The organism is Bacillus sp. PPSBB_2, from assembly GCF_045291115.1.
Lineage (GTDB): Bacteria > Bacillota > Bacilli > Bacillales > Bacillaceae_G > Bacillus_A > Bacillus_A cereus.
The window spans coordinates 2,659,974-2,672,618 of sequence record NZ_CP147983.1; the positions used below are offsets into that span (position 1 = coordinate 2,659,974).

The window sequence follows — 12,645 nt, forward strand, 5'->3', positions numbered from 1 at the left end:
ACCAAAGCCGGCTCCGAAGAAATCAGGTCAAAATCGTCAAAGGGATAGCCGCGAAGGTTCAAGAAGTGAATCAAGACGTGATTCGAGAAATAGCTCGAGAAGTGATTCAAGAAATAGTTCTAGAAATGAAAATAACCGATCATTTAATAAACCAAGTAATAAAAAAGGTAGTACAAAGCAAGGTCAGCAAAGACGTGGTCGTTAAATAGTTATAATTGTAAAAGAGTCGCAAAATATTGTGGCTCTTTTTTTGTTTGTATACAACAAGGATGATGGCAAGAAAAAACAAAAATTTCATTCACCGTATTTGAAATTTATAAAGAAAATTTTATAGTCCAAAACCAGTAGAGCAAGGGTATTACTACCATGTCGTCATTCAAGAACAAGTGCAACTTATGCATGAAAAATATTTAAGCGGAAAAATCGAGAGAAAGCAATTTGTAACATATTCAAACGGTACGGGAATGTTATGCAGTAGCAAAAGAGAAAGGAACTTATTATGTCTACTATTTCGGCAGAACACTTTGGTTGAAAGAAAAGGTATTAAAGTGAGCGAGTATTTTCATTACACGTTCCGCAATTATCGAAAGAGAACAAGAGAAGTTTATGAAGGATTAAACTCGTATTGGTTTACGATCGTTGGAAACTGGAAAACTAATTTGTTAGTTTTGATCAATGAGGAACTCGAGAAGCACCACTGCCATCCTTATAGGGAAATTGCTTATGACGATGAAGGTAATGTAGTGATAATATGCGAAATAAGAAAAAAGGACTAGCAGTCGTACCTGCCGTCCTTTAATAGGAGAAAAAGTAATCTTGTTTAGAACTACGGATAAACAGAAAATCTGCTTGTAATTAGTTTTACCCTAAATATACGTGTCTATACAAAAAAGGGATAAGTAAAAAATACTTATCCCCGGAAGGGAAATCCCAAGCACCAAAATGGCTCGTATTGGTCTGCAGGTTCAAAAGTAGTATATGTAAAACGAAAAATCTCATACAAAAAGCAGACAACGATTTTGGTTGTCTGCCAGTGAGTTCAATGAGTTAGCTAATTGTGATAATTTGCATCCCCATTGCGAGAAGAGTGAAGCTGCTAGTTCAAACAGCTTGTTGGTATTATTTTCGATTTCTTAAAAAATATACATCAAAAGAAAGAGGTATTAGCCATGGACACGGCAGCTTGAAAGTAGTATGTATTTTTATTTGAAAAATATTCAAGGGGTGAAGAAACATGGAATGTTTAATAAAGGTGTTTGTTTTATTAATCAGTTAATTAATAAAACAAAATAGTTATTTGGGAGAAAGGGAAAATGAATATGAGATGAATTGAAGCTGTTGAAAAATTACTTGAAGTGATGAAAGAATGCTTTTGGAACGGAACATCTTTAAAGGGTGAAGCTAATGATTTTAATATTGTATCTTGGCTGATTGAAGAAGCGACGCGTAAAACAAAATAAAAATTTCATTTTGTAGCAAAGGGGAATAGATATGTGTACTTATTGGGGAAAAGTAGATAAAGAGTTCTTTAAGAGGCAAGAACCGGAACAAAATAAAAGAGCAGCTAGCAAAAGCTAACTGCTCAATACAAGGAGATACAGAGAAGACTACTTTAAATGAATGTTGGCATACAGCCCACATTCAGTATTGACCGAATATTTATTTTAAATTCAATTTATTTAAAGTAAACATCCTAACAGATAAAATGGTTGCGCCTGCTACAGAACCTAGCCAGTCTCTCCAGCCTAATGTATTTAAAGATGCATCTGTTAAATCCGTAATTAAGAAGATAGCAAACATTAATACACCAAATGCTAAGCATCCCCAAAATGTTTGCAAATATTTAATCATCTTCTTTCGGAACTTGCTCATATAAATCACCCTTATTAATAATTTATATTTTTATAAATAAATTATCGCATGTGCGAAAATTAAAAGTGCGAAATATGCAATATTACATATTGGAACTCAACAAAATACTCCATTGATAAATACATAGATTGAACGGAGGGGGAACCGTATCGTATGAATCAAATGTCATTTTTTGAAGTCATCGATGTAAAGGAGATGCGCTGACTTGTGGTGAAGGAGCTGAAAAACTACAAAGTATTGTGCGTCTGGATGAAGAATCGAGAAAAATAGGATCAAGCGGAGGGCATCGTTCTTTTAAGTGAAATTGCAATTCAAGAATTAGGTGAGTTTTGCGATAGATTCGGTAATGAATTAGTTATTCACGCTGTTAATAAAGCAATTGATGAAAATGTACCAAAGTGGAGATATATTCGCAGTATTTTAAGTAGTTGGGAAAAGGAAAAAGTAAAAACATTAAATGATGTCGCTGCTTTAGATACTCGATTTGAAATGAGTAAGAAAAATAACAAACGTACTGGTAAAGGTTATTCCAAACGAACGGAAGTTGTACCGGATTGGTTACGCAAACAAGAAGAACAAGAGCCAATACAGCAGCCACAGCAAACTCAAAGCGATGATCTTGAAGATAATAAGAGGGTGTTGCAAAACTCATAAATATCCAAAAATGAATGCATAAAAAAATCCGTTTTCCTGGAAAAATGATAGTAACCGAAACTATCTCCAGAAAGGACGGATTTACTAGTATGATAACCAAATTTGATGAAAATCAATCCATTTTACAGATTTTATTTGCATACGTAGACAGTTTAACTATTGAAGGCGTTCCGCCTGTGACAGGTCGCCCACCAATCTGTAGAAAAGCCTTACTGAAATGCTTTTTCTTGAAAACTGTATTTCAAATTGACTCTTTACGCAAATTAACACGTTTTTTGCANAACGTATTTATGAAATTGCACGAACATGTAACATCTTTGCCATGAATCCAATCAATCCTAGGAATGGTGAACAAAATAAGAGTACACATCGTCGTGTATTATCTCATTTTATACAAACTATCTTTGGTAAACAATTGATGAAAGAACGTAGGAAAATTGAACAACAGTTTAGTAAACTCAAAGATAAAGGGTTGGAACAGCCACGTTGGTATGGTCAAAATCGCTATCTATTGCATGTTCAGCTAGTTTTTTTGATTCATAACATTGCATGTTTATTTTAGTTTTGCAACACCCTCGATAATAAGAAACGTTTGGATGAGATTCTAAATAAATATAAAAATACTAAAGGAGAGTAAGGTATGAAAAACACAGGCGTTGCAAGAAAAGTGGACGAGCTAGGTGTGTAGTAATTCCAGTAGAGTTACGCAGAACTTTAGGGATTGTCGAAGGAACGACAATAGATTTTCATGTCGAGGGTGAAAACATTGTTCTAAGAAAATATGAAAACTCATGCTTTGTGACGGGTGAAGTTTCTGAAACCAACATAGAGTTGCTAGGTGGCCGAATGTTTTTAAGCAAGGAAGGGGCAATTGAATTACTGGATCTTATTCAGAAGAGTGGGATGGCACATGCCTAAGCAACTAAATATTTTCGATGTAGAGCCAGCAATTTGTGAATTCGATGTAATGAAAGCCAATATTAAGAAAGGAACTGGGCGCAATACATACGCTGATGTACGAGTCCAAGTCCCAAAGAATGCAAAGAGTACGGATGAGTTACCACGCACAACTAAGCAAGATGATCGTTATGACATCTTTGAACAATATGTAATGGCAATTTGGAGATTTCAACGGGCTGTAGATAAGTTTTTTAATTGGGATACAGCTGAAGAATTGTGTAAGGAAGCAAGGGATAAAAAAGAAATAATTCCGATAAGGGTTTATTTAGGAAGTGGCTTTAAACCTGATGTTGTTGAGTACATGAGGTAGTAAAAGTCTAGTGGTAATAAGTCAAGAGTAAAACAAGACTGATTTTTTCTAGGTGCGATTTTTTCAGCATACGGAAATAGACCCGACCAAAAATGAAATTTTTTCGGGCCGTTTCCAAGATTGCGTCAATAACAAAGTGTTATTTTTCTATCACGCTCCTTGGTGGCGTGTAGAGTTGATGGTTACGTAGTAGCGTATCCACCAGACGCACAAATTTTCTTGCGGTTAAGACGATGGCTCTTTTGTGTTGATGTTTGGGTGTTTCTTTGTATTTCTTTTGATAAAATGCTTGATATTCAGGCAAATATCTTCTTACTGAATTGGCAGCCTCAACTAAGTAATAGCGAAGATAACGATTGCCTTGTTTGGTTAAGGGCGTATTTTCAGACTGNAACAAGAATGATTCAGAGTATGCATCTATGTTTAAAACATTGAACGCTTCTGTACCATCTTATACTGGACATACAGCGACTTGGGACGCAACGACAAACAGTATTGCAAAATATAATTTCCCTGATAGTCCTGCTGAGTATTTAGATTATATTATTGCAAGTAAAGACCATGCGAACCCATCATATATAGAGAATAAGGTGTTACAGCCGAAATCTCCACAATGGACTGTTACATCATGGTTCCAAAAATATACGTATAATGATTACTCTGATCATTGTGAAGTGCACGTTATCAACTCTTTAAAGAGATTAGGTCACAAATTGGTAACGAAAATGATAAATCTTGTTCCATAAATGCAACCACTTCCGCTTGTTTTGACGGGTATAAATGACTATATGTATTTAACGTTGTTGAAACATCCGAATGTCCTAGGCGTTGGGCTACCACCAGTGGACTTACCCCTTTATTTATTAAATATGATGCATGGGAATGTCGAAATTCATGAAGTAGAATTTTGGGTATTCCAGAAGCAACAATATATTTGGCAAAACGTTTATGAAGGGTAGCTGTCGCTATACTTGTGTAAAATTCACCAAATACAATATAATCATTTTTTATCGGTGCCCTTAATGTAGCATGTTCTTTTAATGTTTTCAATAAGTCTATGACAAGAGACGGTAGCATAATAATGCGATTTGATGCTTTGGTTTTGGGTTTTGTAATTTGTCTGTTATAGTTGGTTTTATTAATATCAATCGATTTTTCTTCAAAATCAATATCTGCCCATGTTAAGGCTAGCAATTCGCCAGTTCTTGCCCCGCTATAATAAAGAGTCGTAAAAAAAGCTTGATACAGTAAATCATCTACTACATGAATGAATTGTTTAAATTCATCAAATTCCCAAAAGTTTAATCGTTTATTCAATTCTTTTTCAAAGTTGCCAGCAATTCTCGCAGGATTACTTGTGAGACCATAAAATTTTATTGCGAAATTAAAAATTGAGGACAGCACGGTATGAATCTTTTTTAAATAAACAGCTGAATACTTATGAATAATTTCATTTTGGTAGACCATGATATGTTTAGCAGTTATACTGTTAATTTTTGATTTCCCGAATTTTTCTAGTAAATGATTTTCAAGGATGGCTTTAATGGTGTTAATTGAAGACTGTTTCCTCCTCTGACAATACCAATCAAAATAACTATCCGCAACTTGAGCAAAAGTTAAACTAGAGTTCGTTTCTTTTTCAACTAACATTTTAGCTTCCGCTTCACGTGCTTCCTTTTTTGTTTTAAACCCACGACGCTTTACTTGCTTTTGAGTACCATCAAACTGACGGACTCTGACAACGAAAAAATATGTTCCACGTTCTTTATCTTTGTAGATCACCATAGGAATCCCTCCTGTATGTATAAAGATTAATGATTCAATTATTGAGTAGATTATAACTTGTTTGTTACCAAAAGAAAAGGCTCCCAAAATAAATTGAGAGCCTCTCTTTGACTTTAACCACTTTAATTTTAATAACATATTACCTACATGAAAATAAAATTGCCGTTTAAAACAGTATAGCATATTTAAATCCGAAAATACTCAAAAAATAAAATTCCCCACTAGGATTAGTGGGGAGATTGGTGAGGGACACCAATCAGGATGATACAAGTAAGGATAAAATCATAATACCATAAAAATAGGTTGACACATATTGAGAAAAATACGAATTTGTTCATTGCGATATTGTAATTATAATCGAAATTGGTTGGGTACAATCATCAGAAATTGGCTGGCTTCTGGATTTAATTTCGGTAGAATATAATAAAAATGAACCAATATTCATTAAAAATGGAAAATGTTCCAAGATATTTTTATAGAAATAGAACAAATTTCTCGAGACATATATTTATCAAGTTGTAAGGGGTTGGAAGGGAATATAGGTTCGTGATAACATTAATTTTGTATACAGTATAGGGGTTTCTGTTAGTCGATTAGACAGAATAATCATAAAAAAACAAAATAAATTCAAACATAAAAACTCGCAGAGCGTGTGTAAGAGGTGCATCCTACAAAACTTCTCACACCGTTCATCCTAGCTACCTTAGGACAAACATTTGCATCATACGAGTTCCTCGTCAGTGTAACACACACCTAGTAAATTTAGAATGTGTCCTGTATTGAGAAAATTAAAGCTGAGGGCTTTTATGTTATACTGGATGGAGGAAAGATTACTTTGAAGTCGTTACATGTTGAAGTTTGTGAATTAATTGACAGTAGACCTGAGTTAACATATGCGAGTGTTGCTGAGGCTATTGGAGTAAGTCCTCAATATATGTCTAAGTTCAAAAAAAGTGGGACCATTAGTTTTTGCGGTCTCTTGAAATTGTCGCAAGTATTAACGTTGCCTGATGAAAACTACAAAACTACCATGCGTGATTTTTGCTTGAAAGTTGATACCACTGAATTAATCAAACAAAGCTTCGAGTATGCTTCGATTATCAGGGATATGGAATTGTTAAAGCGTTTGATAGGAAAATATCGAAAAGATAAAGGGAGTATTCAGGAATTTGTGGACGTTTATGAAATACTGTATCGATATATGTTAAGAGAGATTGATGGGGAATCACTGATTAAAGAAATAAATAGCCTACGCCAACCTACGGATTGTTGTTTGAGAATATTAATTAGTATTATGAAATGTTATGGTTACTATTTTTCTAAAGAGTTCTCAATGATGATTGGACTTGGTAAAGAAGTAGAGCAGGGGCTGAAACAGTTAAGCGGTGGGCGCAAAGATTTTATCCAACATTGCTATTTTTATAAGGTATATGAGGTTTTAGCGCCTGTACATCTGCGCTCAAATAATAGGGATATGGCGAGAAAATATGCTTATATTATTAAAAATGCAAACGTTGGCCTCAAGGCTAGTTCAGATGCATCATATATAATTGGCATGTCTTATTTACTTGAAGATAAGCAGAAATGTTTATCGATGCTAAAGGAAGGTTATGATTTATCTAAAGGGATTGGTGATCAAGGCTACGAGAATGAAGCATTTTATAATATGAAAATGGTAGAAATGTATTATGCTGCGGAAACAGAAGGAATGGCTAGTGTATTGGCTGACGTTGATAAATATGCTCAAGTTTTTTATCAGAAAGACAATGAAGATTTCATTGTTTTATTTAGGGCAATGAAAGATGGATCAAATGAAAGCTTACATAAATGTCTTCAGCAATTCTTTACTCAAGGTAATTACCTTTTTTCCAGTTTAAGCGCAAGAGAATTATATAAGCGTGGGGAAGATTCTGCTATAATTAAGTGGATGATGGATTATAAACAAGAGGTTGGAGGGAATGAGTTTGAAGAAGCAAATATTGATATTTTCAGCGATGTTGACTTTAATACTGATACCATTTGTCTCTAATAAGGGATTAGAAGAAAGAAATTCATGTAAATCTGTTAATTATATGGATGTTAGGCCAGGCGGTTGAATTATAGGGAACCACTTAATGTATCTCATTAAGTGGTTTTTAATTTGTCAATATATTTTGCTGAAAAAAAACAATTTGTTTTTTGGTTAATCTGAAGATTTTTATCGGAACTAGTAATAAAATTATAGAAAAGGGGCTAATTTACAGTAGGTGTTGAGATAATCGTTTATAGAGGAGATTAGATAATATGAATAAAGTAAACGGGGAAAAAATTCAACAGGAATGGCAAAACGTAGAAGAAAAAATTAAAACGATGTTAGTACTGGAACAAATTTTTAGTGAGGATGAAGAGTTTATACATATGGTCAATAAAATTAAAACCATGATTAATACTCAATAATCATGGTTTATTTTTCGTGTATTTTAAGTAAGTCATCAATTAAATTTATAATCGTTTGCTTTGTTTCGGATGGCATATTATCAAGACGCTTCATAAGTTGGGCAGTTTCAGAATTAATCTTTTCAGTTTGAAAAGAAGGCTCGGTTTGTAAACCTAATAAATAATCTATCGATACACCTAATACGGTAGCTATTTTATAGGTATTTTCTCTCGAAGGGCTTTTTCTATTAGTTTCGTATAAGGATATTGCAGAACGATTAACATGTAAAGCGTCTGCTAACTCTTGTTGTGAGATATTTTTTTTAGTACGAATCGCTTTGATACGGTCTCCTAATGTTACCATTACTAACACCCTCCGGTTAACTGAATTAAACATTTCTATGATTATAATAACTAAAATAAGTAAATGAAGCAATGCTTTTTTAGTAAAACCATTAAAGTACATAAAAAAGGTTTGCAGAAGAAAGTATTTTGTTATATTCTGTTAACAGAAGTAACTTAGGGGGATGAAGATGAAAAAATTTAATGGTAAGAAGCTTTATTTATTAAGGAAAAATAAAGGTTTTTCACAGAGAGAATTAGGAGAGTTATTAGATTGTAGTCATTCTTTAGTTAACCTGATGGAAAATGGTAAATTGCAACCCACAACTGCGAAGTTATTGGGGATTTCAAGTATCTTTAAGGTTTCTATAGATGAGTTGTTTATTGATTTTTTTTAATTTTATAGTTAACAGAGGTAACTTAAACTATAGAATCTAGAAATTATTTTTAAAAGGAGCGATCCCCATGCATAAAAACCTATACATCGCTAGAAAAGAACAACGCATGACACAAGAGAAAGCAGCAAATTTGATTCACATTGCACCGAGAACCTATTTTGCTAAAGAACACGGTAAAAGTGATTTCACCCTAAAAGAGGCTCAAAAACTAGCAAAATACTTCAAAACAACAGTGGACGAGCTGTTTGAGAAATAGAGGGAGAGGAAACAAGTGAAAAACGGTAAACGACCAACGAAGCGAGAGAAGATACATATTAACTCGTATAAGTTAAATCCAGAAAATTGGTTGATCTATAAGAAAGCAGATGGACGGCTACATTTGGTGCATCGTCATACGAACTCAAGACGAGTTATTCCAAGTGCGTAGGGTTTGTGAAAAAGAAAAAGGACTCTAGAGGAATGCTAGAGCCGTCAACATGGAATGTGAGTATTCTACACGAATGTATTATAGCATAACTTTTCTAAACCTATATAGATAAATAATATGCAATTATGCATGAATCATAAGAAAAAGCCCTATAAAGGGCTTTCCGATAGCATCTAATGGGCGGTTAATGAAAATATGGTATCTATGCAATAGAATACAAGTTAAATGAGTGTCAAAGTATTCTATTTATTTTTAAATTATCATGAATTTTTTTAAAAAGACACTGGTAAAAGTGCCCAATTAATGTGTGCTATTGCATGTGAAGAAGAGGAGAAACCAACATGACCAAATCAGTTCTAACAAAAGACTTACAAAAGAAACAAATACTCGATGAATTCTTACAACATTGTGAAAAGAAGCAAGTTGAAGCGCTGCAAAAGAATGATCCCTATCAGTTTTGCATCTGGATCAAAGAAGCTCGATTAGCTCGAAGGGAATTGGCGGCACTCTATCGTGCAAAAGAAAAGTATGATGAGGAACGTACGCATATAAAAGGAATTGTAGCACATTTAAGAAGTAGAGGGATTGATGCTTCAGTTGTGGAGAGAACACATTTTAGTACGCTTTGTAGGAAATCAGTTACATGTGAAAAAGTCCTATAAAATAGGACTCTTTCTGTACATAAGTCATACTACTTGAATTGCATTGACCTTCATCACAGTTAGTATATCAGATATATTCTGAATTATCTTCATGTAAATGCTTCCAGAATGACGAAAAGACCTAGAATTAGGTCTGCTCATCGGCAATATCAGTCTAGAACAGTATACCTAACAGGAGTGAGTTAAGTAACCGGAATGCTCTTATAGTATAGCAAACTATGATAACTAAAAACAAGAAAGGATGGTAAAAGGAAATGACGGCACAAGAATTATTTGAAGAAAAACAACATTTAGTAATTGCAGCAATAAAGCAACAATTTGGAAGTATCTCAAGAGCTAGGCAGATTGCAAAAATGAATAATATGGAGTTGGATGATTTAATGCAAGTTGGCCATATGTATTTATGGGAGCATTGTGTGAAGTCTGATCCAGAGAGAGTAGATACATTCAATGCATACGTGATGAGAGGCATGAAATGGGCAATGAGTGATGAAATTCACTTGAAAGGAACGCCTTTTAAAATCAGCAGACGAGTGAGTTATGAGGACAGGAATAAAATGAATATTCATTCGATTGATTTGTATCGAGAGGAGGAAGCGGAAAATGGATTTTATGCCGTATCACCAATTAATGTGGAAAAAGAAGTAATGGTATCAGTAGGAATTCAGGAAGTCACACGTATATTGGAAGAAGAGGAAAAAACAATTATTATGCATGTTGGGTATGGTTTTACCGAACAGGAGATTGCTGTGAAATTAGAGATGAAAAAATCTACTGTTCATACGAAAAAGACACGTGCATTTTTAAAAATGAATCCAAATTATAAGCCAATGAAACAAAAATCCTTTTTTTCAGGTAAAAGGATGATAAAGAGAAACCACCAGTTGGGGCTGGTGATCTAATAAAAACATATGTGTTGTTCATCATAACACATGTTGCATAAGAGATGCAAAAAAGACCTGTTTTCACAGATCAAGAGAAAGGGTAATTCGTGAAAGAATACGATTTAATCATGATTGTAACAGAAAGAAATAAAAGGTTAAAAAGAAAGAATATTCAATCTATAAGGTCCAGAAATATGAAATAACTAGAGAATAAAAATATCTAGAAAGATTGTTGGTTAGAGAAGGGTGACGGGGATGAATATCAATGTGCTGAAAGTCGCAAGAATAAACCTCCAAGGAAACACCTTAGATCAGGGGTGGTTTAAGTATCTTACTTTAGAAAATGGTAAGCCCTATATGGTTGCAATTACAATACTTAGCGAGATTTTTTATTGGTATAAACCAACTGAAATAAAGGATGAAAGAACGAATGAAATCCAGTATAAACAAAAATTTAAAGCAGATAAACTGCAAAAAAGTTATCAACAATTAGCTGATTCATTTGGTTTTACCAAAAGACAAGTATTAGAGGCGTGCAAATACTTAGTGAAAAGAGAATTAATCGCCATTGAATTTCGTACGATCATAGTTAACGGAATGAGGCATAACAACGTGATGTATGTAGAACCAATCGTGGAGAGTATTGAAAAAATATCTATTTTATATCAAGACCCTATCACATCAAAAAGTGACACCCTCCCACATTATAACGAGAGAGGCTCCTGCATTAAAACGGAGGAGGCTCCCACATTGAAACGTGGGACAAATACAAAGAATACTACAGAGATTACTACAAATAAAAAGAAGTATTGTCACAAGTTTGAAACTTGCGACGTCAATGCAGCAAAATATTTGTTTGAAAAAATTAAAAGTAATAATCCGAAGCAAAAAGAACCTAATTTTGATTCTTGGTCTAATGATTTTAGATTAATGCGTGAAAAGGATCAACGTGAATTACAAGAGATAAAAGATGTGATTGATTGGTGCCAAGTAGATTTTTTTTGGCAAGGAAACATCTTATCTCCTAAAAAGCTACGTGAAAAGTTTGATCAACTAACAATCCAAATGAATGCTAGAAAAGGGGCAAAAAATCATGGAAGCGGTAGGAAGAGCGATGACGAGGATTTTGAATACATCGGCTTGTAAAGAGGGCGACGAAGGTTATACTTGTGAACACTGTAGCGCTTTTGTTAAAGCAATCGTAGTAGAAGTACCAGCATTACGAATAAAAAATAAAGTATTTCCCACGTGCGAATGTGTAGTAGAGCGTGCAGAAGCGAAAATAAGAGAGTATCAAAATTTCTCGAAGAAAAGGGAAATTGAAAAGATATTTAGCATTCATAACGTGGGAAATCGTTTTGATAAAAGTACATTCTCAGCATTTCTAGAGCGAAATGGTTCAGAGACGGCGTGCCAGTTAGCGACACAATATGTACAAGTTTTTCCAGGATGGCAAGGAGAATCACTTTGGTTATGGGGAGAACCTGGCAATGGGAAAACACATTTAGCAGCCGCCATTACAAAAACATTGACAGAGCAAGGATATATCGTCGTATTTCAAAGTGTTCCAGAATTGCTTCAACGTATCCGTAGTACGTTTAACAGTGAAAACAAGGAGAATGAAGCGCAAATCATGAGAGCACTATTAGAATGCGATTTACTTATTCTTGATGATATCGGAGCTGAGAAAGCGACGGAATGGGTGGAAGAAAAGATTTTTAATATCATCGATGGACGTTATCGAAAAGAGATGCCTACTTTGTATACAAGTAATTTAAAGCCGAAAGAAATGTTACAACAAGTGGGGAAGCGATCTTATGATCGTATGGTGGAAACGAGTTTGACAATTGAAAATAAAGCAACAAGCTATCGAAGAGAGATTGCTAAACAAAGATTACAGCGTTTCGGAGAGAGTTCTTAATATATGCCAATAGAA

At 34.2% G+C, this 12,645-nt stretch carries 13 protein-coding genes and 6 pseudogenes; 15 read left to right on the forward strand and 4 right to left on the reverse strand.

Annotated features, from left to right (window positions below):
• A pseudogene (locus V6946_RS13255) lies at nt 1-205 on the forward strand (RNA helicase); the annotation flags it as partial.
• A 1,454-nt stretch (nt 206-1,659) separates the two neighbouring features.
• Here V6946_RS13255 and V6946_RS13260 read toward each other — a convergent pair.
• Complete coding sequence (locus tag V6946_RS13260; protein WP_006921688.1) at nt 1,660-1,872, reverse strand: hypothetical protein; 213 nt, start codon at nt 1,870-1,872, stop codon at nt 1,660-1,662.
• Nucleotides 1,873-2,166: 294 nt separating this feature from the next.
• On the opposite strand from V6946_RS13260, the pseudogene V6946_RS13265 reads away from it, so the two are divergent.
• From V6946_RS13265 to V6946_RS13280, 4 genes and pseudogenes are all read left to right on the forward strand, one after another.
• A pseudogene (locus tag V6946_RS13265) lies at nt 2,167-2,526 on the forward strand (DnaD domain-containing protein); the annotation flags it as partial.
• Nucleotides 2,527-2,615: 89 nt separating this feature from the next.
• Nucleotides 2,616-3,088 (forward strand): annotated as a pseudogene (locus V6946_RS13270) (transposase).
• A 78-nt stretch (nt 3,089-3,166) separates the two neighbouring features.
• Nucleotides 3,167-3,444, forward strand: a pseudogene (locus V6946_RS13275) (AbrB/MazE/SpoVT family DNA-binding domain-containing protein).
• Entirely contained in the window at nt 3,437-3,796 is a 360-nt protein-coding gene (locus V6946_RS13280) for a hypothetical protein (RefSeq protein ID WP_016122507.1), read from the forward strand. Before V6946_RS13275 ends, V6946_RS13280 begins: the two are co-directional and overlap by 8 nt.
• Before the next feature lie 139 nt (nt 3,797-3,935).
• On the opposite strand, the pseudogene V6946_RS13285 reads toward V6946_RS13280, so the two are convergent.
• Nucleotides 3,936-4,184: pseudogene (locus tag V6946_RS13285) on the reverse strand (transposase); the annotation flags it as partial.
• A gap of 4 nt (nt 4,185-4,188) precedes the next feature.
• Here V6946_RS13285 and V6946_RS13290 point away from each other — a divergent pair.
• Nucleotides 4,189-4,542, forward strand: a pseudogene (locus V6946_RS13290) (sphingomyelin phosphodiesterase); the annotation flags it as partial.
• Here V6946_RS13290 and V6946_RS13295 read toward each other — a convergent pair.
• Nucleotides 4,481-5,581, reverse strand: coding sequence for a tyrosine-type recombinase/integrase (locus V6946_RS13295; protein WP_406622328.1), 1,101 nt, complete (start codon nt 5,579-5,581; stop codon nt 4,481-4,483). The pseudogene V6946_RS13290 and the gene V6946_RS13295 sit on opposite strands and share 62 nt — an antisense overlap.
• 835 nt (nt 5,582-6,416) lie before the next feature.
• Here V6946_RS13295 and V6946_RS13300 point away from each other — a divergent pair.
• Both V6946_RS13300 and V6946_RS13305 read left to right on the forward strand, forming a co-directional pair.
• Nucleotides 6,417-7,610 (forward strand): AimR family lysis-lysogeny pheromone receptor, encoded by a 1,194-nt coding sequence (locus V6946_RS13300; RefSeq protein ID WP_065485281.1) that lies wholly within the window; start codon nt 6,417-6,419, stop codon nt 7,608-7,610.
• 254 nt (nt 7,611-7,864) lie between these two features.
• Nucleotides 7,865-8,017, forward strand: a complete 153-nt coding sequence (locus tag V6946_RS13305) for a hypothetical protein (RefSeq protein ID WP_023523059.1) — start codon at nt 7,865-7,867, stop codon at nt 8,015-8,017.
• A gap of 7 nt (nt 8,018-8,024) precedes the next feature.
• Here V6946_RS13305 and V6946_RS13310 read toward each other — a convergent pair whose 3' ends face one another.
• Nucleotides 8,025-8,360, reverse strand: a complete 336-nt coding sequence (locus V6946_RS13310) for a helix-turn-helix domain-containing protein (RefSeq protein ID WP_065485279.1) — start codon at nt 8,358-8,360, stop codon at nt 8,025-8,027.
• A gap of 169 nt (nt 8,361-8,529) precedes the next feature.
• On the opposite strand from V6946_RS13310, the gene V6946_RS13315 reads away from it, so the two are divergent.
• From V6946_RS13315 to V6946_RS13345, 7 genes are all read left to right on the forward strand, one after another.
• Nucleotides 8,530-8,736, forward strand: a complete 207-nt coding sequence (locus tag V6946_RS13315) for a helix-turn-helix domain-containing protein (RefSeq protein WP_098679599.1) — start codon at nt 8,530-8,532, stop codon at nt 8,734-8,736.
• Between the two features lie 67 nt (nt 8,737-8,803).
• A complete protein-coding gene (locus V6946_RS13320) occupies nt 8,804-8,992 on the forward strand; it encodes a helix-turn-helix transcriptional regulator (protein ID WP_023523419.1) in 189 nt (62 codons plus the stop codon).
• 15 nt (nt 8,993-9,007) lie between these two features.
• Nucleotides 9,008-9,163 (forward strand): DUF6906 family protein, encoded by a 156-nt coding sequence (locus tag V6946_RS13325; RefSeq protein ID WP_197235195.1) that lies wholly within the window; start codon nt 9,008-9,010, stop codon nt 9,161-9,163.
• Between the two features lie 341 nt (nt 9,164-9,504).
• A complete protein-coding gene (locus V6946_RS13330; RefSeq protein WP_406622329.1) occupies nt 9,505-9,825 on the forward strand; it encodes a hypothetical protein in 321 nt (106 codons plus the stop codon).
• A gap of 254 nt (nt 9,826-10,079) precedes the next feature.
• Nucleotides 10,080-10,727 (forward strand): sigma-70 family RNA polymerase sigma factor, encoded by a 648-nt coding sequence (locus V6946_RS13335; protein WP_406622330.1) that lies wholly within the window; start codon nt 10,080-10,082, stop codon nt 10,725-10,727.
• A gap of 237 nt (nt 10,728-10,964) precedes the next feature.
• Nucleotides 10,965-11,855 carry a DNA replication protein DnaD gene (locus tag V6946_RS13340; protein WP_406622331.1) on the forward strand — a complete coding sequence of 297 codons (891 nt, stop codon included), beginning with the start codon at nt 10,965-10,967 and terminating at the stop codon, nt 11,853-11,855.
• Nucleotides 11,803-12,630 (forward strand): ATP-binding protein, encoded by an 828-nt coding sequence (locus tag V6946_RS13345; RefSeq protein ID WP_406622332.1) that lies wholly within the window; start codon nt 11,803-11,805, stop codon nt 12,628-12,630. Before V6946_RS13340 ends, V6946_RS13345 begins: the two co-directional genes overlap by 53 nt.
• The last annotated feature ends 15 nt before the right edge of the window (nt 12,631-12,645 follow it).

Coding starts and splice junctions, on each gene's coding strand:
- V6946_RS13260 (WP_006921688.1), bottom strand. CDS start 1,872: ATGAGCAAGTTCCGAAAGAAGATGATTAAATATTTGCAAACATTTTGG.
- V6946_RS13280 (WP_016122507.1), top strand. CDS start 3,437: ATGCCTAAGCAACTAAATATTTTCGATGTAGAGCCAGCAATTTGTGAA.
- V6946_RS13295 (WP_406622328.1), bottom strand. CDS start 5,581: ATGGTGATCTACAAAGATAAAGAACGTGGAACATATTTTTTCGTTGTC.
- V6946_RS13305 (WP_023523059.1), top strand. CDS start 7,865: ATGAATAAAGTAAACGGGGAAAAAATTCAACAGGAATGGCAAAACGTA.
- V6946_RS13310 (WP_065485279.1), bottom strand. CDS start 8,360: ATGGTAACATTAGGAGACCGTATCAAAGCGATTCGTACTAAAAAAAAT.
- V6946_RS13315 (WP_098679599.1), top strand. CDS start 8,530: ATGAAAAAATTTAATGGTAAGAAGCTTTATTTATTAAGGAAAAATAAA.
- V6946_RS13320 (WP_023523419.1), top strand. CDS start 8,804: ATGCATAAAAACCTATACATCGCTAGAAAAGAACAACGCATGACACAA.
- V6946_RS13330 (WP_406622329.1), top strand. CDS start 9,505: ATGACCAAATCAGTTCTAACAAAAGACTTACAAAAGAAACAAATACTC.
- V6946_RS13335 (WP_406622330.1), top strand. CDS start 10,080: ATGACGGCACAAGAATTATTTGAAGAAAAACAACATTTAGTAATTGCA.
- V6946_RS13340 (WP_406622331.1), top strand. CDS start 10,965: ATGAATATCAATGTGCTGAAAGTCGCAAGAATAAACCTCCAAGGAAAC.
- V6946_RS13345 (WP_406622332.1), top strand. CDS start 11,803: ATGGAAGCGGTAGGAAGAGCGATGACGAGGATTTTGAATACATCGGCT.